The sequence below is a fragment of the Streptomyces sp. NPDC093018 genome (genome assembly GCF_040684035.1).
Classification (GTDB): domain Bacteria; phylum Actinomycetota; class Actinomycetes; order Streptomycetales; family Streptomycetaceae; genus Streptomyces; species Streptomyces murinus.
The window spans coordinates 43,029-65,076 of sequence record NZ_JBFBFF010000019.1 but is presented as its reverse complement, the minus strand read 5'-3'; the positions used below and the strand labels follow the sequence as shown (position 1 = coordinate 65,076).

The 22,048-nt window shown below is 71.8% G+C and carries 18 protein-coding genes; 12 read left to right on the top strand and 6 right to left on the bottom strand.

Going from position 1 to position 22,048, the window contains the following annotated elements:
* Nucleotides 1-59: 59 nt before the first annotated feature.
* A complete protein-coding gene (locus tag AB0N90_RS31640) occupies nt 60-1,532 on the bottom strand; it encodes an FAD-dependent monooxygenase (protein ID WP_365202412.1) in 1,473 nt (490 codons plus the stop codon).
* Between the two features lie 119 nt (nt 1,533-1,651).
* Between AB0N90_RS31640 and AB0N90_RS31635 the strand changes: the two genes are divergently transcribed.
* From AB0N90_RS31635 to AB0N90_RS31610, 6 genes are all read left to right on the top strand, one after another.
* Nucleotides 1,652-2,308, top strand: coding sequence for a TetR/AcrR family transcriptional regulator C-terminal domain-containing protein (locus AB0N90_RS31635; RefSeq protein ID WP_365202410.1), 657 nt, complete (start codon nt 1,652-1,654; stop codon nt 2,306-2,308).
* Nucleotides 2,309-2,541: 233 nt separating this feature from the next.
* Nucleotides 2,542-3,093 carry a DUF1453 domain-containing protein gene (locus AB0N90_RS31630; protein ID WP_365202408.1) on the top strand — a complete coding sequence of 184 codons (552 nt, stop codon included), beginning with the start codon at nt 2,542-2,544 and terminating at the stop codon, nt 3,091-3,093.
* Nucleotides 3,090-4,241: a histidine kinase gene (locus tag AB0N90_RS31625; RefSeq protein ID WP_361677754.1), complete on the top strand. Its 1,152-nt coding sequence runs from the start codon at nt 3,090-3,092 to the stop codon at nt 4,239-4,241. Before AB0N90_RS31630 ends, AB0N90_RS31625 begins: the two co-directional genes overlap by 4 nt.
* Nucleotides 4,238-4,933, top strand: a complete 696-nt coding sequence (locus AB0N90_RS31620) for a response regulator transcription factor (RefSeq protein WP_365202406.1) — start codon at nt 4,238-4,240, stop codon at nt 4,931-4,933. The genes AB0N90_RS31625 and AB0N90_RS31620 overlap by 4 nt, the downstream gene beginning before the upstream one ends.
* 70 nt (nt 4,934-5,003) lie before the next feature.
* Nucleotides 5,004-5,552 carry a DUF485 domain-containing protein gene (locus AB0N90_RS31615; RefSeq protein ID WP_365202404.1) on the top strand — a complete coding sequence of 183 codons (549 nt, stop codon included), beginning with the start codon at nt 5,004-5,006 and terminating at the stop codon, nt 5,550-5,552.
* Nucleotides 5,549-7,153 (top strand): cation acetate symporter, encoded by a 1,605-nt coding sequence (locus AB0N90_RS31610; RefSeq protein WP_365202402.1) that lies wholly within the window; start codon nt 5,549-5,551, stop codon nt 7,151-7,153. The genes AB0N90_RS31615 and AB0N90_RS31610 overlap by 4 nt, the downstream gene beginning before the upstream one ends.
* A 100-nt stretch (nt 7,154-7,253) precedes the next feature.
* Here the strand turns inward: AB0N90_RS31610 and AB0N90_RS31605 are convergent, their stop codons facing one another.
* Complete coding sequence (locus tag AB0N90_RS31605; protein WP_365202400.1) at nt 7,254-7,946, bottom strand: response regulator; 693 nt, start codon at nt 7,944-7,946, stop codon at nt 7,254-7,256.
* A 158-nt stretch (nt 7,947-8,104) separates the two neighbouring features.
* Here AB0N90_RS31605 and AB0N90_RS31600 point away from each other — a divergent pair, with 158 nt between their 5' ends.
* The 3 genes from AB0N90_RS31600 to AB0N90_RS31590 all read left to right on the top strand — a co-directional run bounded on the left by AB0N90_RS31600 (nt 8,105) and on the right by AB0N90_RS31590 (nt 10,939).
* A complete protein-coding gene (locus AB0N90_RS31600; protein WP_361677769.1) occupies nt 8,105-8,920 on the top strand; it encodes an ABC transporter ATP-binding protein in 816 nt (271 codons plus the stop codon).
* Nucleotides 8,910-9,773 carry an ABC transporter permease gene (locus AB0N90_RS31595; protein WP_365202398.1) on the top strand — a complete coding sequence of 288 codons (864 nt, stop codon included), beginning with the start codon at nt 8,910-8,912 and terminating at the stop codon, nt 9,771-9,773. The genes AB0N90_RS31600 and AB0N90_RS31595 overlap by 11 nt, the downstream gene beginning before the upstream one ends.
* 113 nt (nt 9,774-9,886) lie before the next feature.
* Complete coding sequence (locus tag AB0N90_RS31590; protein WP_365202396.1) at nt 9,887-10,939, top strand: ABC transporter substrate-binding protein; 1,053 nt, start codon at nt 9,887-9,889, stop codon at nt 10,937-10,939.
* A gap of 21 nt (nt 10,940-10,960) precedes the next feature.
* Here AB0N90_RS31590 and AB0N90_RS31585 read toward each other — a convergent pair whose 3' ends face one another.
* From AB0N90_RS31585 to AB0N90_RS31575, 3 genes are all read right to left on the bottom strand, one after another.
* Complete coding sequence (locus AB0N90_RS31585; RefSeq protein WP_365202394.1) at nt 10,961-12,625, bottom strand: sensor histidine kinase; 1,665 nt, start codon at nt 12,623-12,625, stop codon at nt 10,961-10,963.
* Between the two features lie 36 nt (nt 12,626-12,661).
* Complete coding sequence (locus AB0N90_RS31580; protein WP_365202392.1) at nt 12,662-13,603, bottom strand: sucrase ferredoxin; 942 nt, start codon at nt 13,601-13,603, stop codon at nt 12,662-12,664.
* Nucleotides 13,604-13,722: 119 nt separating this feature from the next.
* Complete coding sequence (locus tag AB0N90_RS31575; protein ID WP_365202390.1) at nt 13,723-14,985, bottom strand: citrate synthase; 1,263 nt, start codon at nt 14,983-14,985, stop codon at nt 13,723-13,725.
* Nucleotides 14,986-15,106: 121 nt separating this feature from the next.
* On the opposite strand from AB0N90_RS31575, the gene AB0N90_RS31570 reads away from it, so the two are divergent.
* Both AB0N90_RS31570 and AB0N90_RS31565 read left to right on the top strand, forming a co-directional pair.
* Nucleotides 15,107-16,270 carry a citrate synthase/methylcitrate synthase gene (locus tag AB0N90_RS31570; protein WP_365202388.1) on the top strand — a complete coding sequence of 388 codons (1,164 nt, stop codon included), beginning with the start codon at nt 15,107-15,109 and terminating at the stop codon, nt 16,268-16,270.
* A gap of 476 nt (nt 16,271-16,746) precedes the next feature.
* Nucleotides 16,747-17,877, top strand: a complete 1,131-nt coding sequence (locus tag AB0N90_RS31565; protein ID WP_365202386.1) for a GTP-binding protein — start codon at nt 16,747-16,749, stop codon at nt 17,875-17,877.
* Nucleotides 17,878-17,898: 21 nt separating this feature from the next.
* On the opposite strand, the gene AB0N90_RS31560 is transcribed toward AB0N90_RS31565, so the two are convergent.
* Nucleotides 17,899-20,358, bottom strand: a complete 2,460-nt coding sequence (locus tag AB0N90_RS31560) for a DNA topoisomerase IV subunit A (RefSeq protein WP_361677792.1) — start codon at nt 20,356-20,358, stop codon at nt 17,899-17,901.
* Between the two features lie 294 nt (nt 20,359-20,652).
* Here AB0N90_RS31560 and AB0N90_RS31555 point away from each other — a divergent pair, with 294 nt between their 5' ends.
* On the top strand, nt 20,653-22,047 hold the full coding sequence (locus tag AB0N90_RS31555) for a pitrilysin family protein (protein WP_365202383.1): 1,395 nt from the start codon (nt 20,653-20,655) through the stop codon (nt 22,045-22,047).
* The last annotated feature ends 1 nt before the right edge of the window (nt 22,048 follow it).

The following is a 22,048-nucleotide window of genomic DNA, read 5'->3' as shown; positions in this document are numbered from 1 at the left end:
GCTGATCGGCCCACCGCGCTGATAGGCCGGTGTCCTACGGACCGGCCCACCGGGAACGCTCAGAGGCACAGGGTGCTCAGTGCGGTGCGGCAGTCCGCGGCCCGGCGCTGCGGGTCGGTGTCGGTACCCGCCCAGGCGATCCGGGCGTCCGGTCGGATCAGGACAGCGGTGACGCCCCGCCAGATCTGGTCCGACGCCTCGGCGTCGACGGTGACCACCCGCTGTTCGAGACCGCCCGCGGAACACGGCGTCCGGGTCCCGTCGAGATCCAGCAGCAGGAATCGGCCGCGGTGCATCAACGGATGGACGGTGGGCGCCTCGGCCGCCTCCAGGGCGAGGCCGGCCAGTCGCGTGCCGTCCAGTGGGTGCGCGCCCGGTGCGGCGTCGGCGGGCAGCGGGTCGTCGAAACCGGCGATCCTGCGGGCCCACTGGCGGTTGGTCCGCGGTTCGGCCAGCGCGGCGGACCAGACCTCGCGCAGCGCGATCTGCTCCGGGCTCGCCGCGGCGAACAGGGCGAGCTGCGCACGGGTGTTGTCGATGACGGCGCGGCCGGCCGGCCTGCGCTCCGTGTCGTAGCTGTCGAGCAGTCCTTCGGGCGCCCGTCCCCGGAGGGTGGCGGCCAGCTTCCAGCCCAGGTTGGTGGCGTCCTGGATGCCGAGGTTCATGCCCTGCCCTCCGGCGGGGAAGAACATGTGCGCAGCGTCCCCGGCCACCAGCACCCGTCCGGACCGGTACCGGGCGGCCTGGCGGGTGGCGTTGCCGTAGCGCGACAGCCACCGGGGGTTGCGGATGCCCAGGTCCCGTCCGAGAAGCGTCCGGGTCTGCTCGCGTACCTCTTCCAGAGTCAGCGGATCACCGGCGCTACGGTGCATGGTGGCCGTGGACAGGCCCGCCAGCCGGTGGACGCCGTCGCCGATCGGGGCCGCCAGGAACGAACCGGCGGGGCCGGTGGCGGCGAGCGGCGCGCCGGGCGCGTCGTCGAGCTCGACATCGGCGAGCCACCCGGTCAGTGTGGTGTCCTGACCGGGGAAGTCGATGCCGGCCGCCTGGCGCACCGCGCTGCGGGTGCCGTCGCAGCCCACCACCCAGCGGGCCCGCACGGTCCGATGGGTGCCACCGGCCCGGATCACCACTTCGACGTCGTCCGGCCCCTGGGTGAGCGAGACGACCTCCTCCCCGCGCAGCACCCGGGCGCCCACGGCGACCGCGTGCTCCTCCAGGAGCTGCTCGGTGACGGACTGGCCGAGCGCCAGCATGAACGGATGCACCGCTCCGATCGTGGAGAAGTCCAGCCTGGTGGTCGCCGCCCCGAAGTGACCGGTCGGCACCGGGGTGCCCCGTTCGATGAACCGCTTCGCGAGTCCGCGGGTGGCGAAGGTGTCCAGCGTGCCGGCCTGCATGCCGACCGCGCGCGACCGTCCGTCCGGTGCCGCCCGGCGTTCCACGACGGTCACCTCCACCCCGTGCAGACGCAGCTCCGCGGCCAGCCAGAGCCCCACGGGACCGGCTCCGGCGATGAGCACGTCGAGCATGACCATCACTTCCTCTCGTTCTTGTCCATTGGATAAGAGCGAGCATGCCCTAGAATTGTCCATTGGACAACAGTGGTTGGGGCGACAGGGCGCGCGAACCGACCGGAGAGGCGCATCGGATGGGTACGACACGGAGCGAGATCGTCGACGCCACGCTGGCGGTCCTCGACGAGCACGGACTGGACGGCGTGACCATGCGCGCCGTCGCGGCCCGGCTCGGCGTGCAGCACAACACCGTCCGCTGGCATGCCTCCAGCAAGGGCCGCCTGCTCGAACTCGCCTCCGACGAACTCCTCGCGCACTGTCTCGACGAGCCGCTGCCCGAGGCGTTCCCCGACCGGCTCAGGGAACTGAGCCGCCGCTGCCGCGCGGCGCTGCTCTCCCACCGCGACGCCGCCAGGATGGTCGCGGGCGTCTTCGCGGCCGAGCCGCACACGCTGCGCTACGCCGACACCGTGATCGCCACCCTGCTCGCGGCCGGCCACTCGCCGCGCACGGCCGCGTGGACCCACTGGTCGATCTTCTATCTGACCCTGGGCCTCACCCAGGAACAGCAGGCCGCCCAGGAAACCGCACCGGCTCTCCACCCGGACCAGGCCCCGGCCACCGACTACCCGGCCCTGGCCGAGGTCCTGCCGTACGTCGGCCCCGACAGCTTCGACCAGCGATTCGAATTCGCCCTCGGCCTGATCATCGCCGGCCTTTCCCGGACCGAGGCGTCCGTCGAACCGGGCCCCGGCACCGACGGTGAGGCGGGCAGTGCTCCGGCCGGTTGACCGGTTGACCGGTCGACCCGCAGTCAGTGAGCCAGGCCGCCCGCCCGCCGACCCGACCGATCGGCCAGCCGGGCCTGGCCGACCGTCTCCACCCCTGGGTGGAGGCACGTCCTCCAAGATCTCCACCTGTGATCCACCCCGGCTCCGATCTCCCGACCTGCGAATTTCCGTAACTTCGAAGCGTCGGGCAGCGCTCGCTCCCGGCAAACGACTTCTCGCTCACGGAGGATCTGATGGTGGGGCTCGCCAACGCGCTGGTGATCGTGGCCGTCGTCGCGCTCGTGCTGGTACGGCAGTTCCGCGCACGCCCGATCGACACGGACCGCCGCTGGTGGCTGCTGCCGCTGATCCTCGGGGTCATAGCGCTGCGCGAGCCCGGCATCCTCGACGCCCACCATCGCGCCGGTTCCGCCGCACTGCTCGCCGTGGAACTCCTCATCGGCCTGGCCATGGGCGCGGGCTGGGCCTGGACCACCCACGTCTGGACCGAGCCGGACGGCGCGGTGTGGAGCAAGGGCACCAAGGCGAGCGCCGCCGTCTGGGTCGCCGGCATCGCCCTGCGCATGGGCCTCTTCGCCATCGGCGCCGCCCTCGGTCTGCACCAGCACAGCTCCGCCCTGCTCCTCGGCTTCGCCGCCTCCCTGCTGGTCCGCGCCGGGATCCTGACCTGGCGGGCGAGCACCCTCGGCGCTCGTACGCCCCTGACCACCCAGCCTCTCGGCGCCACGAGCCGCCCCGCCGCGGCGTACGGTGACGGCAGGCCCGCCGGAGAGGAGCGCCTGTGACCGAGAACGCCTGGACGCGGTGGCCCTCGAAAGAGGCGCTGGGCCGCTCCGGAACCACCCGCCCCCGCCGCCTGCTCGCCTGGGCCGTCAGGGTTCTGGTGATCGCCCTGCTGCTGTGGGGCGCGTACAACCAGAAGCATGTCGGCGTCTGGACCGGGGTCGCCGCCCTCGCGGGCGTCGTCGCCGCCGGATTCCTCGGCTGGGCCTTCTTCCGCACCACCTACCAGCATCGATTGCTCCCCTCCCTGTTCCTGCTGGCGACGCTCATGGGCATCGCGGTCGCCGCCGAGGCCATGGGGTTCACGGCACTGGCCCTCGTCCTGTGGTGCGGCTGCGGGATCACCGCCCTGGAGCGGCTCCCGCTCGCGGCCGCGACTCCGGTGACCTCGGCGGGCCTCGCCGCGTACTCCGCCTTCAACAACGACGTCTGGCTGACCACCGCCGCCTCGGTCGCGGGCATGGCCCTCGCCGGGTACGTCCTGCGGTTGGACGCGGAGGCCCGCGGCAACGCACAGCGGCTGCTCGACCAGGAGCGGGCCGCGAGAGTCGCCGAGGCCGAGTCCGCGGCACTCGCCGAGCGGGCCAGAATCGCCCGCGAGATCCACGACGTGCTGGCCCACAGCCTCTCCGCGCAGCTCGTCCACCTGGAGGCGGCCCGGCTGCTGATCGAGCGGGGTGCCGACCGCGAGCGGATCCTGGAGCGCGTGGTGGCCGCCCGGGGCATGGCCCGCGACGGCCTCGCCGAGACCAGACAGGCACTGTCCGCGCTGCGGGGCGAACTGACACCGCTGGAGGACTTCCTCGGTGAACTCGTCAGCGGGGCCGAGGGCGCCGCGGTCACCGTCACGGGTGAGCCCAGGCCCCTGCCGGCCGAGGCATCCCAGGCCGTGCGCCGGGTCGCCCAGGAAGCGCTGACGAACGTCCGCAAGCACGCCCAGGGCGCCAAGGTGGACCTGCGCCTCGACTACAGCGACCACCAAGTGACGCTGAATGTGCGGGACTCGGGCGGACGGCCCGGCGACCTCACGTCCTCCGGCGGCGGGTACGGTCTGCTCGGTATGCGCGAGCGCGCCGAACTGCTGGGCGGCTCGCTGGACGCGGGGCCGGACGAGGAGGGGTTCGCGGTGACACTGAAGGTGCCCGTATGACCGAGCCGGAGGTGGAGAAGAAGCCGGCGCGGGTGGTGGTCGCCGACGATCAGACCGTTGTCCGGGAGGGCATCGTGATGCTGCTCGGGCTGCTGCCGGGCGTCGAGGTCATCGGCGCCGCGGGCGACGGCGAGGAGGCGGTGCGGCTGGTCGGGGAACTCGCCCCGGACGTCGTCCTGATGGACCTCCGGATGCCCCGCTGCGACGGCGTGGAGGCCACCCGGCGGATCCGGGAGCAGTACCCCGGGACCCAGGTGGTGGTGCTCACCACGTACGCCGACGACGAGTCGCTGTTCCCCGCGCTGCGGGCCGGTGCCCGCGGGTATCTGACCAAGGACGCGGGCGGCGAGGAGATCGTACGCGCCGTGGAGAGCGTGCTGTCGGGGGAGGCGGGGCTGTCGCCGAGCGTGCAGCGCCGTCTGCTGGAGCGGCTGTCGCAGGCAGAGCCCCAGCTGGCCGCGATCGTGCCCACGGCGCCTGTCCCGCCGGACGGGCTGACCGTGCGCGAGACCGAGGTCCTGGTGCTGATCGCCGAGGGGCTCAGCAACCAGGAGATCGCCCACCGGCTGCATGTCTCGAACGCGACCGTGAAGACGCACATCAACAACCTGTTCGCGAAGACGGGCCTCAAGGACCGGGCGCAGGCGGTGCGTTACGCCTACGCCAAGGGGCTGGTGCGGCCGCCCGGGTGAGGTCACCTGATGGGGTGAAGAGCCCGGAGAAGAAGAGTCACGGAACTTCCGGGTCTGTCCATCCTTGGGCATGCAGTCAAGCGATGATCGTGCCCGGGGAGCAGGGGACGGTCCCGAGTGTTCGGCCGAGAACCGGAGGGACCACGGCGCACCCACCCGCGATGTACGGCACGAAGACCCTTGGTACGACCCGTCGGCCCTGGGCTGGGACGAGCCGTACGGCACCGGGTCGCCCGCGCCGACCGTGCCCCCGGCACGCGGGGAGCCGGACGCGGCGGCGGCGCGCGCCCGCGAGGTGTACGTCGAGGTGCAGCACAGCGCCGCCTTCCAAGAAGTGCGGGGCAGATACCGGCGGTTCGTGGTGCCGGGGGTCGCGGTCTTCCTGAGCTGGTACGTGGCGTACGTGGTCGCGGCTACCACCGCTCCGGGGCTGATGGCGAGGCCCGTGGTGGGCGCGGTGAACGTGGCGATGCTCGCGGGGCTGGGGCAGTTCCTCAGCACGTTCCTGCTCACCTGGGCCTACACCCGGCACGCGCGGCTGCGGCGGGACCGGGCGGCGCTGGAACTGCGCTGGGACACCCAGGAGTTGACCCGGGAGACACGGGGAGGTGCCCGGTGACCGGCGCTCATCAGACGCTGGCGCTGCTGTTGTTCGGCGGGTTCGTCGCGGTCACCCTCGGGATCACGACATGGGTGAGCCGGCGGCGGCGCGGTTCGGCGGAGGAGTTCTACACGGGCGGGCGGCTGTTCTCTCCCATGGAGAATGGTTTTGCCATCGCGGGCGACTACATCTCGGCGGCCTCCTTCCTGGGCGTCACCGGGCTCATCGCGCTGTACGGCTACGACGGGCTGCTGTATGTGGTGGGCTTTCTCGTGGCATGGCTGGTGGTGCTGTTCCTGGTCGCCGAACTGGTGCGCAACTGCGGCCGGTTCACCCTGGCCGATGTGGTGGCCGCGCGGATGAGCGAGCGCCCGGTGCGGATCGCGGCGGGCACCTCGTCGGTCGTGGTGTCCGTGCTGTACCTGGTGGCGCAGATGGTCGGCGCGGGCAGCCTGGTGGCGCTGCTGCTGGGGCGCGCGAGCGGGGCGGCCCAGGCGTGGACGGTCATCGGGGTCGGCGCGCTCATGGTGATCTATGTGTCGCTGGGCGGGATGCGGGCCACCACCTGGATCCAGATCGTCAAGGCGGTGCTGCTGCTCGGCGGGACGATCGCGCTGACCGTGCTCCTGCTGCTGCGCTTCCACGGCGATGTCGACCAGCTGCTGGTGACGGCCGCGCGGCGCAGCGGCCACGGAGACGCCTTCCTGGCGCCCGGACTGAAGTACGGCGGGAGCTGGACCGCCCGCCTCGACTTCATCAGCCTCGGCCTCGCTCTGGTGCTGGGCACCGCGGGGCTGCCGCACATCCTGTCCCGCTTCTACACGGTGCCGACCGCACGCGCCGCGCGCCGCTCCGTGGTGTGGTCGATCGGCCTGATCGGCGGGTTCTATCTGCTGACGATCGTCCTCGGGTTCGGGGCGGCGGCGGTCGTGGGACCGGGGGCTCTGCGTGCCTCGAACGCGGCCGGGAACACCGCGATGCCGCTGCTCGCCCTCGACCTGGGCGGCGGCGCGGGCTCCACCGGCGGAACGGCTCTGTTCGCGGTGGTGGCCGCCGTCGCCTTCGCCACGATCCTCGCGGTGGTCGCCGGCATCACGCTCGCTTCCTCCGCCTCCGTGGCCCACGACCTGTACGCCTCCCTCCGGCGCTCACGCGGCGGACAGCGGGGCGGGGCGCACCGCGAGGTGGCCGTGGCGCGGTTCGCCGCCGTCGGGATCGGTGTCGTGGCGATCGCGCTCGGCCTGCTGGCCCGCGACCTCAACGTCGCCTACCTGGTCGGACTCGCCTTCGCGGTCGCCGCGTCGGCGAATCTGCCGGTGCTGATGTACTCGCTGTTCTGGCGCGGCTTCACCACCCGTGGCGCGGTGTGGGCCGTGTACGGCGGACTGGTCCCGGCGCTCGGGCTCGTCCTGCTCTCCCCGGTGGTGTCCGGCTGCCGTGGCTCACTGTTTCCCGGCGTCGACTTCCAGTACTTCCCGTTGCAGAACCCGGGCCTCGTCTCCATCCCGCTCGGCTTCCTCGCCGGCTGGCTGGGCACGGTCACCTCGGACGAGATCCCGGACGAGGCCAAGTACGCGGAGACGGAGGTGCGCTCCCTGACCGGGGCCGGGGCCGCCTAGGGTCTTTCGTTTGGATCAGGCCGGATCAGGGCGCGGTGCCAGGGCCCGCGAGCCCGGCATGATCCAAACGAGAGGCCCTAGCGCTGCCGGATGGCCACCGTCACGGCGCCACCCACGCGTACCGGTGCTCCGGGCGCCCGGTGTCGCCGTACTTCAGGGAGAGCCGCAGACGGCCGGCCTGTTCCAGGTGGCGGAGGTAGCGCTGGGCCGTGGAGCGGCTCAGGCCGGTGCGGGCGGCGACCTCGTGGGCGGAGAGCGGATGGTCGGCGCCGTACAGGACGTCGCATATCAGGTCCGTCGTGGGCGCGGTGTGGCCGCTCGGCAGGCCGGGCGCGGACGGGGCGGGAGCCGTACGCAGTGCCCCGAAGATCCGGTCCACCTGCTCCTGGCCCGCCACCCCTCGGCCGCCCACCCGGTCGACGGTGCGGCGCAGCGCGGCGTAGGAGTCGAGGCGGGTGCGCAGCGCGGCGAAGGTGAACGGCTTCACCAGATAGTGCAGGGCGCCCAGGCGCATCGCCTGCTGGACGGTGGCGACATCGCCGGCCGCCGTGATCATGATGACGTCCGCGCCATGGCCCTGCTCCCGCATGCGGTGGACGAGTTCCAGGCCGGTGCGGTCCGGCAGATAGTGGTCGAGCAGCACCAGATCGATGGTGCCGCGTTCCACGGCGGCCAGTGCCTGGGCGGCACTGTGCGCGCGGGTGGCCACCCGGAACCCCGGAACCTTTCCCACGTATTTGGCGTTTATCTCAGCGACGCGGAAGTCGTCGTCGACCACCAGGACGTCAATCATCAGGCCTCTCCTTCAAGGCCGGCGGGCGTCCGGCCCGCCCGTGCGGCTCCGCAGTTGTAGCGCGAGCAAAAAGAGCACAACAGGTTCTTGCGAGCAAAAGAACGCCTTGTGCACACAAGACTGCTGCTCGTGCAGGGGCGGACCTACCGTCCCGGGTCATGAGCGCACACACCGGCCCCGCCATCGAGCTGCGGGGCGCGAGCAAGACCTTCAGAACCCCGTCAGGGGGACTGCACACGGCCGTGCGCGGTCTGGATCTCACCGTGGGACGCGGTGAGTTCGTGGCCGTCGTGGGGCCGACCGGCTGCGGCAAGTCCACCACGCTGACGCTGGTCAGCGGGCTGGAAGAGCCCACCGAGGGCGAGGTGATGGTCGCCGGGGAGCCGGTCGGCGGCGTCGGCGACAAGGTCGGCTTCGTCTTCCAGCAGGACGCCACCTTCCCCTGGCGCACCGTGCTGTCGAACGTCATGGCGGGCCCCCGCTTCCGGGGCGTCCCCAAGGCGGAGGCCCGGCAGAAGGCCCGCGAGTGGCTGGCCCGGGTCGGGCTCGCCGCCTTCGAGGACCGCTACCCGCACCAGCTCTCCGGCGGCCAGCGCAAGCGCGTCGCCCTCGCCGCCACCTTCGTCAACGACCCCGAGATCCTGCTGATGGACGAGCCGTTCTCGGCGCTCGACGTGCAGACCCGGGCGCTGATGTCGGACGAGCTGCTGGAGCTGTGGGAGGGCACCGGCGCCTCGGTCGTCTTCGTCACCCACGACCTGGAGGAGTCCATCGCGCTGGCCGACAAGGTCGTCGTGATGACGGCCGGGCCCGCGACCGTCAAGCAGGTCTTCGAGATCGATCTGCCCCGGCCACGCAAGGTCGAGGCGGTACGCCTGCAGCCGCGGTTCATCGAGATCTACCGCGAGATCTGGGAGTCGCTCGGCGAAGAGGTCCGCATCACCCGCGAGAGGGGTGCCGCCCATGCCGCCTGAGGTCCTCGACACCCCGGTCGCCGGCACCGCCAAGGCTCCCGACCGCGCGCAGAGCCGCGCCCGGGCCGCCCGCCGCCGCAAGCTCCTCGTCAACACCGCGCGGGTGGTGCTCCTGGTCGCCGTACTCGGTCTGTGGGAGGCGCTGTCCCGGGCGAGGGTCATCGATCCGTTCAACTTCTCGATGCCCTCCAAGATCTGGGACCAGATCTCCACGTGGGTCCTGCACGGCACCGCGCTGGGCTCCCTGGGCGAGCAGGTCTGGTACACCCTCTACGAGGCCCTGCTCGGCTGGCTCGTGGGTGTGGTCGCCGGTGTCCTCCTCGGTATCGCGCTGGGCCGGATCGGCCTGCTCGCCGAGGTGCTTGGTCCATACATCAAGGTGCTCAACTCGATTCCCCGGATCGTCCTTGCGCCCATCTTCCTGATCTGGTTCGGACTCGGCCCGTCCTCCAAGGTCGCCTCCGCCGTGGTGCTGGTCTTCTTCCCGGTGTTCTTCAACGCCTTCCAGGGCGCCCGCGAGGTGGACCGCAACCTGGTGGCCAACGCCCGTGTCCTGGGCGCGAGCGACCGCAGGGTGACTCTCCAGGTGGTCATCCCGTCGGCCACCTCCTGGATCTTCACCAGCCTCCATGTCAGCTTCGGCTTCGCGCTGATCGGCGCCATCGTCGGCGAGTACATCGGCGCGACCAAGGGCATCGGCCTGCTCGTCGCGCAGTCGCAGAACACCTTCAACGCCGCCGGTGTGTACGCCGCGATGGTCATCCTCGCCGTCGTCGCCCTCGCCGCCGAGGGCCTGCTGACCTTCGCCGAGCGGCGCATCTTCCGCTGGAAACCGGCCGGTTCGGAGAGCTGACCCACCGGCTCCGGCAGCCGGGCGCCCCGGCCCGGACCACCGGCCGGCCCGCCGCAGGACCAGCCCCCCCACACCCTCACCCGCACCGCCCTCTCACAAGGACGTGAACCGCCATGCGCAAGACCGCCAGACACGCCTCCCTGGCCGCCGCCGGCCTGCTCGCCCTGTCCTCGCTCACCGCCTGCGCCGACGACGCGGCCGGTTCCGCGGCCGGCTCCGGCGGAGGCGGCGGCAAGGGCGAGAGCGTCAAGATCATGGTCGGCGGCCTCGACAAGGTCATCTACATGCCCGCGATGCTCACCCAGCGCCTCGGCTACTTCCAGGACGAGGGCCTGAACGTCCAGCTCATGTCCGAGCCCGCCGGGGTCCAGGCCGAGACCGCGCTCGTCGCCGGCCAGGTGCAGGGCGCGGTCGGCTTCTACGACCACACCCTCGACCTCCAGGTGAAGGGCAAGTCGGTCGAGTCGGTCGTCCAGTTCTCGCGCGCCCCGGGCGAGGTGGAGGTCGTGTCCGCCAAGGCCGCGGGCGACGTCACCTCGCCCAAGGACTTCAAGGGCCGCAAGCTGGGTGTGACCGGGCTCGGGTCCTCGACCGACTTCCTCACCAAGTACCTGGCGGTCAAGAACGGGGTGGACGTCAGCGAGTTCACGCCGGTCGCGGTGGGCGCGGGACCGACGTTCATCGCGGCGCTCCAGCAGGGCTCGATCGACGGCGGCATGACCACCGACCCGACCGTAGCGACGATCCTCGACAAGAAGGCCGGCAAGATCCTGCTCGACATGCGTACCCCCGAGGGTTCGCAGCAGGCGCTGGGCGGGCCGTACCCGTCGTCAAGTCTGTACATGCAGACGGACTGGGTGAAGGGACACAAGGCGACCGTTCAGAAGTTGGTCAACGCATTCGTCAAGACGCTCAAGTGGATGTCCACCCACAGCGCCGACGAGATAGCCGCCAAGATGCCCGCCGACTACTCCCAGGGCGACAAGGCGCTCTACACCCAGTCCGTGAAGAGCACCCTGCCGATGTTCACCGACGACGGTGTGATGCCGGAGAACGGCCCCGAGACCGTGGAGAAGGTGCTCAAGGCGTTCAACCCCAACATCAAGAACGCGAACGTCGACCTGAGCAAGACGTACACGACCGAGTTCGCCAAGGCGGCCAAGTAGTACGGCGGACGGTCAAGGCAATCAACTGTTGCGTGCCGTGGGTTCGGGCTCCCGTCCGGACCCGGGCTCCAGCTCCGGCTCGCCCAGCGCCTCCGGCAGCACCACCGTGAACTCCGCACCGCCCCCGCCCGCGGTGTCCACGGTCGCGCTGCCGCCCTGGCGTTCGGCGAGTCGGCGCACCAGCGACAGCCCGAGACCCCGCTTGCCGTGCACGGGCGCCCGCTTGGTGGACCACCCCTCGGTGAAGACCAACTCCCGCTGGTCCACCGGCACTCCGGGCCCGGTGTCCCGTACCCGGAGCACGACGGTACGGCCCTCGACGCGCAACTCGACCTCCACGCGCGCGTGCGGAGTGCCCGCGACCGCGTCCAGGGCGTTGTCCACCAGGTTGCCGACGACCGTGACCAGCCCTCGCGGATCGATCAGCCGGTCCGGGAGCCTGCTGCGTTCCGACACCCACAGGGCGACCCCGCGCTCGGCCGCCACCGTCGCCTTGCCGACCAGCAGGGCGGCCAGCAACGGGTCCTGGACCTTTTCGGTGACCTGTTCGGCGGTGACCCGGTGATCCCCGACCACCTCCCCGACGAACTCCGCCGCGTCGTCGTACATCTCCAGTTCCAGCAGCCCGAGCAGGGTGTGCATCCGGTTGGCGTGCTCGTGGTCCTGGGCGCGCAGGGCGTCGATCAGCCCGCGCGTGGAGTCGAGTTCGCGTCCCAGCTGCTCCAGCTCGGTGCGGTCGCGCAGGGTGGCCACCGCACCGCCGTCGTCGGTGGGCATCCGGTTGGCGACCAGCACCCGCCGGCCGCGCACCGTCAGCAGATCGGTGCCGGTCACCCGCCCGGCGAGCACATCGGTCGTACGACCCTCGCCGAGCGCCTCGTCGGGGGCGCGGCCCATGGCCTCGTCGCCGATGCCCAGCAGCCGCCGCGCCTCGTCGTTGAGCAGTCGGATCCGCCCGCCCCGGTCCAGGGCGACCACGCCCTCACGGATGCCGTGCAGCATCGCCTCGCGCTCCGCGAGCAGCGCCGAGATGTCGGAGAAGGCGAGGTCCCGGGTCTGCCGCTGCACCCGGCGCGCGATCAGCCAGGCGGCCAGCGCGCCCACCGCGAGGGCGCCGCCGGCGTAGGCGAGCAACCCGGGGATGACACCGATCAGCCGGGCGCGCACGCTGTCGTAGGCGATGCCGACCGAGACCGCCCCGATCAGGCGGTGGTGGGCGTCGTACAGCGGTACCTTGCCGCGCGCGGAGCGTCCCAGGGTGCCCCGGTCGATCTCCATGACCTCCTTGCCCGCGAGGGCGCCGGAGGGGCTCGTGGACACTGTGCGGCCGATCTGCGACGTGGTCGGATGCGACCAGCGCACCCAGTGCCGGTCCAGGACCACGATGTACTCGGCGTGCGTGGCGCGCCGGATCCGCTCGGCCTCCTGCTGCACCGGGCCGTCCTTGGTCGGCGGCGTGGTCAGCAGGCCCTGGGCGATCTGCGGGTCCTGGGCCGTGGTCTCGGCGATGGCCAGCGCGCGGCGCATCGCCTCGTGGTCCAGCTGTTTGCTCAGCGGCGCGAGGAACAGGCCGGTCACCAGCACCGCGACGCCCGCGGCGATCGTCACCTGCATGAGCAGCACCTGGGAGAACACCCGCCGTGGCATACCGAGGCGCAGACGGCGTGCGGAGGGAGTCGGACTCATGGGGGACGACAGTACGGGGTGCGCCCGCCGCGCGGTTCAGCTCGCCAGCGCCGTCGGGCGCAGCTCACGCACCGCGACGACGGTCATACGCGCCGGTGTGCCGAGCACCGCGGCGCCGCAGCTCTCCGGCCGCGGTGGCAGCGACGCGCCGCGCGCCACGGTGACCCGCCAGCGGCGGCCGTCGGCATGGGCGACGGTCACCGCCCAGCGCGGCGCCGCGCCGTCGGTCCGTACGACGCCCAGCACGCCCGCCCGGTACTCGCCCGCCGCCTCGCGCACCGCCAGCTCGGCCGCCTGACCGGGGCGTTCGAAGGCGGAGCAGCCGCGGCACCCGGCGACGGCGACCCGGCCCTTCCGGACGCCGTCCAGGGCCTTCTTGAGGGTGCGCGCGTCGGCGCGGCCGTAGACGTAGCCGTACGGCAGCACGAGCACGGTCGGCGCGAAACGATGTCCACCCAGATGAGTGACCTCCCAGACCCCGTCTTCCCCGGACGCGGCGAGTTCGCTGGCGAGCGGTCGGCCCAGCAGGGCGCAGCAGCGGTCGCGCTTGCCGTTGGTGCACACGAGCGCGAGCGGATCGCCGGTGTGCGGGCGCCCGTCGAGTGCCGCGTCGAAGGAGCGGTGGTCGCCCGCGCCGAGGGCGCCGAGGTCCAGATCGAGGAGGTGCCGGGGATCGCGGGTGGTGGCCGCGCGCAACCAGCCGCGGCCCGGCACGGTGTGGGCGGCGTAGACCTGGCGGATCTCGCCGGTGCCGGGGTCCGCGTGGCGGCCGGGGCGCCGGATGAGCGCCACGCGTACGCCGGTGTCCGACGCGGCCGCCTCCAGGGCGCGGCCGACCGCCGGGTCCAGATGGCTCGAAGTGAGCGCTTTGGCGCCCCACGGGCCCGGCTGTTCCAGCAGCAGCCATGTCGTCGCCGTGGCCGCCGTCGCCGAAACGGGCTCGTCGAGGCTCAGGGAGACGGACGCGCACCTACTCACAGAGGTGAGCCTAACCTGACTCAGGCCAGGGCGACTTCCGGCCGCGGGCTGTGCCCGTTCACGGCGGAGCGGTGGCCTCCCGGAGGGGGCGTGGCTCCCGGTGGGTGCCGCGCGGGGACTCAGTCGGCCTCCGGGAGGGGCTGCGGCGGGCGCGGGCCGACGTAGTGGCCGACGGGGCGCATCCGCAGCGGGCGTTCGCCGTACTCCTCCAGGGCGTGCGCGATCCAGCCCGCGGTACGGGCGACGGCGAAGATCGTCTCGCCGGCGGTGGCGGGCATGCCGAAGGAGGAGGTGAACACCGCGAGCGCCAGGTCGACATTGGCGTGCAGCGGGGTGTGCCGGGCGGTCGTGGCGACGATGTCGCGGGCGGCGAGCAGGGCGGGTTCGGCGCGGGGGAGCTGCTCCAGCAGGCCGAACAGGACCTGTGCGCGGGGGTCCTCGCCGGTGTAGAGGCGGTGGCCGAGCCCGGGGACGCGGCGCCCGGCGCGCAGTTCGTCGGCGATCACCGGGCCCGCGTTGCCCAGTTCGAGCACATCCAGCAGCATCCGGTGGGCCAGCCCGCTGCTGGCGCCGTGCAGCGGGCCCTCCAGGACGCCGAGACCGGCCGAGACGGTCGCGTAGGCGTGCGCCCGCGCGGAGGCGGCGACCCGGACCGCGAGCGTGGAGGCGGCCAGGTCGTGATCGGCGAGCAGGGCCAGGGCGGCGTCCAGTACGCGCACGGCGTCCTCGTCCACCGGGCGGCCGGTCAGCCGGGACCACAGGCGGTGGGCGAGCGGCGCGTCGTCCCCGGGGATGTGTGCGACCGGTGGCAGGGCGTCGACGAGCGTGGGGATGAGCACGCGCGCCGTGTTCAGGACGGCCTCTTCGGACAGGTCGAAACGCAGCGGGTCCTCGGCCGCCGCGGCGATCGTCGCGACCCGCAGCCGGTCGATGGGGGAGGTGTGCTCGGGCAGCGCCTGCACGGCCCGGCGGGCGGCGCGCACGGTCGCCTCGGGCGCGGTGAAGGCCGTACCGGGGACGAGCCGGCCGGTCCACAGCCACTCCGCGACCTCCTCGTAGGAGTGCCGGGCGGCCAGTTCGGTGGCATCGACGCCCCGGTAGTAGTACCGGTCGGCCTCGATCAGGGTGATCCGGGTGCGCACCGAGAGATCGCCGCCGGAACCCGGGATCCCGGCGCTCTCACGGCGGTTGCGCCGGGCCAGGTCCTCCACGTCGCGCGCCTCGAACGTGCTGGCGCGGCCGCCGGGCTCGCGTTTGCTGCTCAGCAGGCCGCGGCTGACATACGCGTAGACCGTCTCGGGCTTCACACCGAGCAGTTCGGCGGTCTCCTTGGTGGTCAGCCTTCGCCCCGGGCGGTTGGGGGCGGGTTCGTGATCGCGCATGAGGGTCACCGTAGCGGTCTCTGCACATCTTGATGGCCAACTTTCCTTGCATTGATTTAATCAATATTGACAGTAGAAACGTCAAGAGTGGACAGTCGGATCAAGCTGAGAGAGGACAATCATGGCCATCAATAGGACCGCAACACCCCTCGTCGACGTCCCCCGCGGGCTCGCAGGCGTCGTCGTCACCGAGACGGAGATCGGCGACGTACGGGGGCTGGAGGGCTTCTACCACTACCGGCAGTACTCGGCCGTCGACCTCGCCGGCACCCGCCGCTTCGAGGACGTCTGGCACCTGCTCATGCACGGCGCCCTGCCCGACGCCGAGCGTGGTGCCGCCTTCGCCGCCGAGACCGCGGCGCTGCGGCGGCTGCCCGAGGAGGTCCGGGCGAGCCTGCCCGCGATCGCCGCCGCGAGCCGCGTCTCCGGCCCGCTGGCCGGACTGCGCAGCGGGCTGTCCCTGCTGGGCGCGGCGCGGGGATTCCGGCCGCTGTACGACCTGGACGCCGACCGGCGCCGCGCCGAGGCGCTCGCCGCCTGCGCCGCCGTACCCACGCTGCTCACCGCGCTGTACCGGCTGGGGCAGGGGCTTGAGCCCGTGGAGCCGCGGGAGGACCTGCCGTACGCCGCCAACTACCTGTACATGTTGACCGGTTCGGTACCCGATCCACGTCGAGCGCGGGCGGTCGAGCAATACTTGATCTCCACCATTGATCACGGATTCAATGCATCAACCTTTACAGCCCGGGTCATCGCGTCCACCGGGGCCGACGCGGCGGCCTGTCTGACCGGTGCCGTGGGCGCGCTGTCCGGCCCGCTGCACGGAGGGGCGCCCAGCCGGGCCCTGGACACCCTGGACGCGATCGGCACGCCCGACCGTGTCGATGCCTGGATCCGGGAACGGGTGCTGGCCGGCGAGCGGATCATGGGCTTTGGACACGCCGTCTACCGCACGGAGGACCCGCGTTCGCGGATGCTCCGGGAGATCGCCCTCGGCTTCGGCGGCCCCCGGGTGGAGTTCGCGGTGGAGGTCGAACGCCGGGTCGAGGCCGTCCTCGCCGAGCTGAAGCCGGGCCGTGAACTCCACACCAACGTCGAGTTCTACGCCGGTGTGGTCATGGAACTGTGCGGCCTGCCCCGGGAGATGTTCACCCCGACCTTCGCGGCGGGCCGGGTGGTGGGCTGGAGCGCCAACATCCTGGAACAGGCGGCCGACTCGAAGATCATCCGCCCGGCAGCGCGATACGTGGGGCCGGAACCGGCGGTGGAGGTGCCCACCGTGTGACGGGCCGACGGCCTGACCAGGTCGACCGGGCCCGAGCCCGTCGCCCCCCTCACGGCTTCGCCCGCCCCCACGGCTTCGGCCGCTTTCATGGCTCGCCCGGCCCGGGACCGCCGACCGCCCTCGCAGTCCCCCGCCCCGGCTCGGCGCCCTGCTGCCCCGGTTTCGAAGGCCTCGCGCAGGCGGCGTCGAAGGCCTCCCGCGCTCGCCCCGAGACCTCGAAGCCTCGCCCGAGGCCTCGACGCCCTGCCCGAGACCCCGATGTCCTGCCCGAGGACTCCGCCGCCCCCGGTCTTGGGACTCTTGCGTCCAGGCTGGGGCCTGCCGCCCGGCTCAGTGAGCCCTCCGCCTGTTTCCGGGGTCAGGAGGCATCCCTCCGCCTCGGAAGCTTTCGACCAGCTCTCCCCAGGGCGTCCGCGCTTCGCCCCCGAACCCTTTTATCCTGGTCCGCAGCCCGGTCACAGGAGAAAGGTCGCCCCTTGGGGAACAACTCGGCGCACGAGACGGACGGCGGTCGTCGTCCCCAGCAGCAGATTCCGGTCGTCGTCCTGGCCGGGTTTCTCGGATCGGGGAAGACCACGCTCCTCAATCACCTGCTGCACCGCAGCGCGGGCAGCAGGATCGGGGCGATCGTCAATGACTTCGGCGCCATAGAGATCGACGCGCTGGCCGTCGCGGGCGCCCTCGGCGACTCCACCGTCTCCCTCGGCAACGGCTGCCTGTGCTGCGCCGTGGACGCCGGTGAACTCGACGTCTACCTGGGCAAGCTCGCCGCACCCGAGACCGGTGTCGATGTGATCGTCATCGAGGCCAGCGGACTCGCCGAACCCCAGGAACTGGTGCGGATGGTGCTCGCCAGCGAGCATCCCGGCATCGTCTACGGCGGTCTGGTCGAGGTCGTGGACGCCGCCGAGTTCGACGACACGCGCGCGCGGCACCCCGAGATCGACCGGCATCTCGCCCTCGCCGACCTGGTCGTCGTCAACAAGCTGGACCGGGCCGCGGACCCCGAACGGGTGCTCGCTCTGGTGGGGTCGCTGACCGACGGGGCCGCCGTCGTGCCCGCCACCTACGGGCGCATCGACCCGGAGTTCCTCTTCGACTGCCGGCCGAGCGAGGAACGCATCGGCCAGCTGTCCTTCGACGACCTGCACGACCATGGCGACGGCCGGGGCGACGACCACGGCACGGACGGCCTCGGCGGCAGCGGCCACGCCGGGCATCTGCACACCGGCTACGACAGCCTGTCCTTCGTCTCCGACGTCCCCCTGGACCCGCGCCGCCTGATGCGGTTCCTGGACAGCAGGCCCGAGGGGCTGTACCGGATCAAGGGACATGTCGACCTCGGCCCCAACGACCCCCGCAACCGGTACACCATGCACGCCGTCGGCCGGTTCCTGCGCTTCTACCCCGAGTCCTGGGCGCCCGCCGACGAACGCCGCACCCAACTGGTGCTGATCGGCTCCGGCATCGACACCGAGGCGCTCGGCAGCGAACTGAAGGGCTGCGAGAGCGACGCCCCGCACGCCGACGAGCACGGCATGTGGGGCGTCCTGCGCTACGTACAGGGCTCCGAGGACGAACCCGACCCGGAGCCCTGCGGCGGCTAGCAGCCGCCCTACAGCGGCTGACTAGAAGACCGGCCCCGCGACCACCGACACCGTCTTCGGCAGCGAGGTGCCCGAGCCGTCCCGGCGCGGGTCGGGCTCCGGCAGCTCGGCCGGGGTGCCGTTCTTCTGCGCCGCGCGCGCGGGCACCGGGCCCGTCCAGGCCAGTGCCAGACAGTCCTCGCCCTTCAGGAACCGCTGGCAGCGCACGCCACCGGTGGCCCGGCCCTTGCGCGGGTACTGGTCGAACGGCGTCAGCTTGGCCGTCGTCTGCACCGAGTCGTCCAGGGTGCCGCGCGAGCCGGCCACCGTGAAGACCACCGCGTCGGCGGCCGGGTCGACCGCCGTGAAGCAGATGACCTTCGCGCCCTCGGTGAGCTTGATGCCCGCCATACCGCCCGCCGGGCGGCCCTGCGGACGCACGATCGAGGACTGGAAGCGCAGCAGTTGCGCGTCGTCCGTGATGAAGACCAGGTCCTCCTCGCCGGTGCGCAGCTCCACCGCGCCGACGATCCGGTCGCCCTCCTTGAGCGTGATGACCTCCAACTCGTCCTTGTTGGACGGGTAGTCGGGCACCACGCGCTTGACCACACCCTGCTCGGTGCCGAGCGCGAGACCGGGGGAGGACTCGTCCAGCGTGGTCAGGCAGACCACGCTCTCGTCGTCCTCCAGGGACACGAACTCCGTGAGCGGCGCGCCCCCGGAGAGGTTCGGCGCGCCCGTCGCCTCGGGTAGCTGCGGCAGGTCGACCACGTTGATCCGCAGCAGCCGGCCCGTCGAGGTCACCGCGCCGATCTCACCGCGCGCCGTCGCCGGCACCGCCGAGATGATCACGTCGTGCTTGACCCGCTTGCCGCCCGCCTGGCCGGGGAACGGCTCGGCGGTCGCCGTACGCGCCAGCAGCCCCGTGGAGGACAGCAGCACCCGGCACGGGTCGTCGGCCACCTGGAGCGGCACGACCGCCGCCGGGGCGCCGCCGGCCTCCAGCAGGACGGTGCGCCGGTCGGTGCCGAACTTCTTGGCCACGGCGGCCAGTTCGGCCGAGACCAGCTTGCGCAGCTCCTGGTCGGAGTCCAGGATCCGGGTCAGCTCCGCGATCTCCTCGGTGAGCTTGGCCTTCTCCGCCTCCAGCTCGATGCGGTCGTACTTGGTGAGCCGGCGCAGCGGCGTGTCGAGGATGTACTGCGTCTGCACCTCGCTCAGCGAGAAGCGCCCCATCAGGCGCTCCTTGGCCTGCGCGGAGTTGTCGCTGGACCGGATCAGCCGGATGACCTCGTCGATGTCGACCAGGGCGGTCAGCAGACCCTCGACCAGGTGCAGCCGGTCGCTCTTCTTGCCACGGCGGAACTCGCTGCGCCGGCGCACCACGTTGAAGCGGTGGTCGAGGTAGACCTCGAGGAGTTCCTTCAGGCCCAGGGTGAGCGGCTGGCCGTCCACCAGGGCCACGTTGTTGATGCCGAAGGACTCCTCCATCGGCGTCAGCTTGTAGAGCTGCTCCAGGATGGCCTCGGGCACGAAGCCGTTCTTGATCTCGATGACCAGGCGCAGTCCGTGCTCGCGGTCGGTGAGGTCCTTGACGTCGGCGATGCCCTGGATCTTCTTCGCGTTGACCAGGTCCTTGATCTTCGCGATGACCTTCTCCGGGCCCACCGTGAACGGCAGTTCGGTGACCACCAGGCCCTTGCGGCGGGCGGTCACGGGCTCGACCGAGACCGTCGCACGCATCTTGAAGGTGCCGCGGCCGGTCGCGTACGCGTCCCGGATGCCGTCCAGGCCGACGATCCGGCCACCGGTGGGCAGGTCCGGGCCGGGGACGTGCTTCATCAGCGCGTCCAGGTCCGCGTTCGGGTTCCTGACCAGATGGCGGGCGGCGGCCACGACCTCGCGCAGATTGTGCGGCGGCATGTTGGTCGCCATCCCGACCGCGATGCCCGAGGAGCCGTTGACCAGGAGGTTCGGGAAGGCGGCGGGCAGGGCCACCGGCTCCTGCTCCTGGCCGTCGTAGTTCGGCGTGAAGTCGACCGTGTCCTCGTCGATGGACTCGGTCATCAGGCTGGTGGCCTCGGCCATCCGGCACTCGGTGTACCGCATGGCGGCCGGCGGGTCGTCGTTGCCCAGCGAGCCGAAGTTGCCGTGGCCGTCGACCAGCGGCAGCCGCATGGAGAAGGGCTGGGCCATGCGCACCAGGGCGTCGTAGATCGACGCGTCGCCGTGCGGGTGGAGCTTGCCCATGACCTCGCCCACGACACGCGCGCACTTCACATAGCCGCGTTCGGGGCGCACGCCCATCTCGTTCATCTGATAGACGATCCGGCGGTGCACCGGCTTGAGGCCGTCACGGGCGTCCGGCAGGGCGCGCGAGTAGATGACCGAGTACGCGTACTCGAGGTAGGAGCCACGCATCTCGTCCACGACGTCGATGTCGAGGATCTTCTCCTCGTACGAATCGTCGGGCGGCGGGGTCTTCGTGCTGCGGCGGGCCATCGCTGCCGGCTCCTCCTGATCTGATCGCTCGCCTTCGGGGCGCGCACCCTTCGGCTCGCTCATGCTGAAGCGTCTGACGGATCTGTCGCGGACCATTGTGGACCGGGGCACTGACAACCCGGACCGGCGCCCCGGACGATCACCGTGATCCGGGTGCGAGGCAGGCTACGCGATCCGCTGTCGGCGTACGTGCCGCGGGAACTTCGCCGAGGCCTCGCACGCTTTGCATACAGTGGCAGGAACGGCAGGAAAAACGCGGTTTTCACAACCGCCTCCGCTCGCGAAGGGACGTACATGCCCATGGGTCACACGACCACAGCCGAGGCAGGCTCCGGGGGCCTGACAGCGACCGAGCACCGCTTGGCCAACGGTCTGCGCGTGGTGCTCTCCGAGGACCACCTGACCCCGGTGGCGGCGGTCTGCCTCTGGTACGACGTCGGCTCCCGCCACGAGGTCAAGGGGCGCACCGGCCTGGCCCACCTCTTCGAGCACCTGATGTTCCAGGGTTCCGGACAGGTCAAGGGCAACGGCCACTTCGAGCTGGTGCAGGGCGCAGGCGGTTCGCTCAACGGCACCACCAGCTTCGAGCGCACCAACTACTTCGAGACCATGCCCGCCCACCAGCTGGAGCTCGCGCTCTGGCTGGAGGCCGACCGCATGGGCTCGCTGCTGACCGCGCTGGACGACGAGTCCATGGAGAACCAGCGCGACGTCGTCAAGAACGAGCGCCGCCAGCGCTACGACAACGTCCCCTACGGCACCGCCTTCGAGAAGCTGACCGCCCTGTCGTACCCCGAGGGCCACCCCTACCACCACACGCCGATCGGCTCGATGGCGGACCTGGACGCGGCCACCCTGGAGGACGCCCGCCAGTTCTTCCGCACCTACTACGCGCCGAACAACGCGGTGCTCTCCGTGGTCGGCGACATCGACCCCGAGCAGACCCTCGCCTGGATCGAGAAGTACTTCGGCTCCATCCCGGGCCATGACGGCAAGTCCGCGCCCCGTGACGGCTCCCTGCCGGAGGTCATCGGCGAGCAGCTGCGCGAGGTCGTCGTCGAGGAGGTCCCGGCGCGCGCCCTGATGGCCGCCTACCGGCTGCCGCAGGACGGCACGCGCGACTGCGACGCGGCCGACCTCGCCCTGACCGTCCTCGGCGGCGGCGAGTCCTCCCGGCTGTACAACCGGCTGGTGCGGCGCGACCGTACGGCCGTCGCGGCCGGGTTCGGGCTGCTGCGGCTGGCCGGGGCGCCCTCCATGGGCTGGCTGGACGTGAAGACCTCGGGCGACGTCGAGGTGCCGGTCATCGAGACCGCCATCGACGAGGAGCTGGCCCGGTTCGCCGAGGAGGGCCCCACCGCGGAGGAGATGGAGCGCGCCCAGGCCCAGTTGGAGCGCGAGTGGCTGGACCGGCTCGGCACCGTCGCGGGCCGCGCCGACGAACTGTGCCGCTACGCCGTCCTGTTCGGCGACCCGCAGCTCGCCCTGAACGCCGTGCAGCGCATCCTGGAGGTCACCCCCGAGGAGGTCCGGGAGGTCGCCAAGGCCCGGCTGCGCCCCGACAACCGCGCCGTCCTGGTCTACGAGCCGAAGTCCCCGCAGGCCGTCGAGGACGCCGATGTGCCTCAGGACCCGGAGTCGGAGGCCACCGTAGAGGCCGGAAACGAGAACGAGGAGACGGCGAAGTGAC

What these genes read in the sequence shown, in the direction of transcription:
- AB0N90_RS31640 (WP_365202412.1), bottom strand. Translation starts at nt 1,532, where the DNA reads ATGCTCGACGTGCTCATCGCCGGAGCCGGTCCCGTGGGGCTCTGGCTG.
- AB0N90_RS31635 (WP_365202410.1), top strand. Translation starts at nt 1,652, where the DNA reads ATGGGTACGACACGGAGCGAGATCGTCGACGCCACGCTGGCGGTCCTC.
- AB0N90_RS31630 (WP_365202408.1), top strand. Translation starts at nt 2,542, where the DNA reads ATGGTGGGGCTCGCCAACGCGCTGGTGATCGTGGCCGTCGTCGCGCTC.
- AB0N90_RS31620 (WP_365202406.1), top strand. Translation starts at nt 4,238, where the DNA reads ATGACCGAGCCGGAGGTGGAGAAGAAGCCGGCGCGGGTGGTGGTCGCC.
- AB0N90_RS31615 (WP_365202404.1), top strand. Translation starts at nt 5,004, where the DNA reads ATGCAGTCAAGCGATGATCGTGCCCGGGGAGCAGGGGACGGTCCCGAG.
- AB0N90_RS31605 (WP_365202400.1), bottom strand. Translation starts at nt 7,946, where the DNA reads ATGATTGACGTCCTGGTGGTCGACGACGACTTCCGCGTCGCTGAGATA.
- AB0N90_RS31600 (WP_361677769.1), top strand. Translation starts at nt 8,105, where the DNA reads ATGAGCGCACACACCGGCCCCGCCATCGAGCTGCGGGGCGCGAGCAAG.
- AB0N90_RS31595 (WP_365202398.1), top strand. Translation starts at nt 8,910, where the DNA reads ATGCCGCCTGAGGTCCTCGACACCCCGGTCGCCGGCACCGCCAAGGCT.
- AB0N90_RS31590 (WP_365202396.1), top strand. Translation starts at nt 9,887, where the DNA reads ATGCGCAAGACCGCCAGACACGCCTCCCTGGCCGCCGCCGGCCTGCTC.
- AB0N90_RS31585 (WP_365202394.1), bottom strand. Translation starts at nt 12,625, where the DNA reads ATGAGTCCGACTCCCTCCGCACGCCGTCTGCGCCTCGGTATGCCACGG.
- AB0N90_RS31575 (WP_365202390.1), bottom strand. Translation starts at nt 14,985, where the DNA reads ATGCGCGATCACGAACCCGCCCCCAACCGCCCGGGGCGAAGGCTGACC.
- AB0N90_RS31570 (WP_365202388.1), top strand. Translation starts at nt 15,107, where the DNA reads ATGGCCATCAATAGGACCGCAACACCCCTCGTCGACGTCCCCCGCGGG.
- AB0N90_RS31560 (WP_361677792.1), bottom strand. Translation starts at nt 20,358, where the DNA reads ATGGCCCGCCGCAGCACGAAGACCCCGCCGCCCGACGATTCGTACGAG.
- AB0N90_RS31555 (WP_365202383.1), top strand. Translation starts at nt 20,653, where the DNA reads ATGCCCATGGGTCACACGACCACAGCCGAGGCAGGCTCCGGGGGCCTG.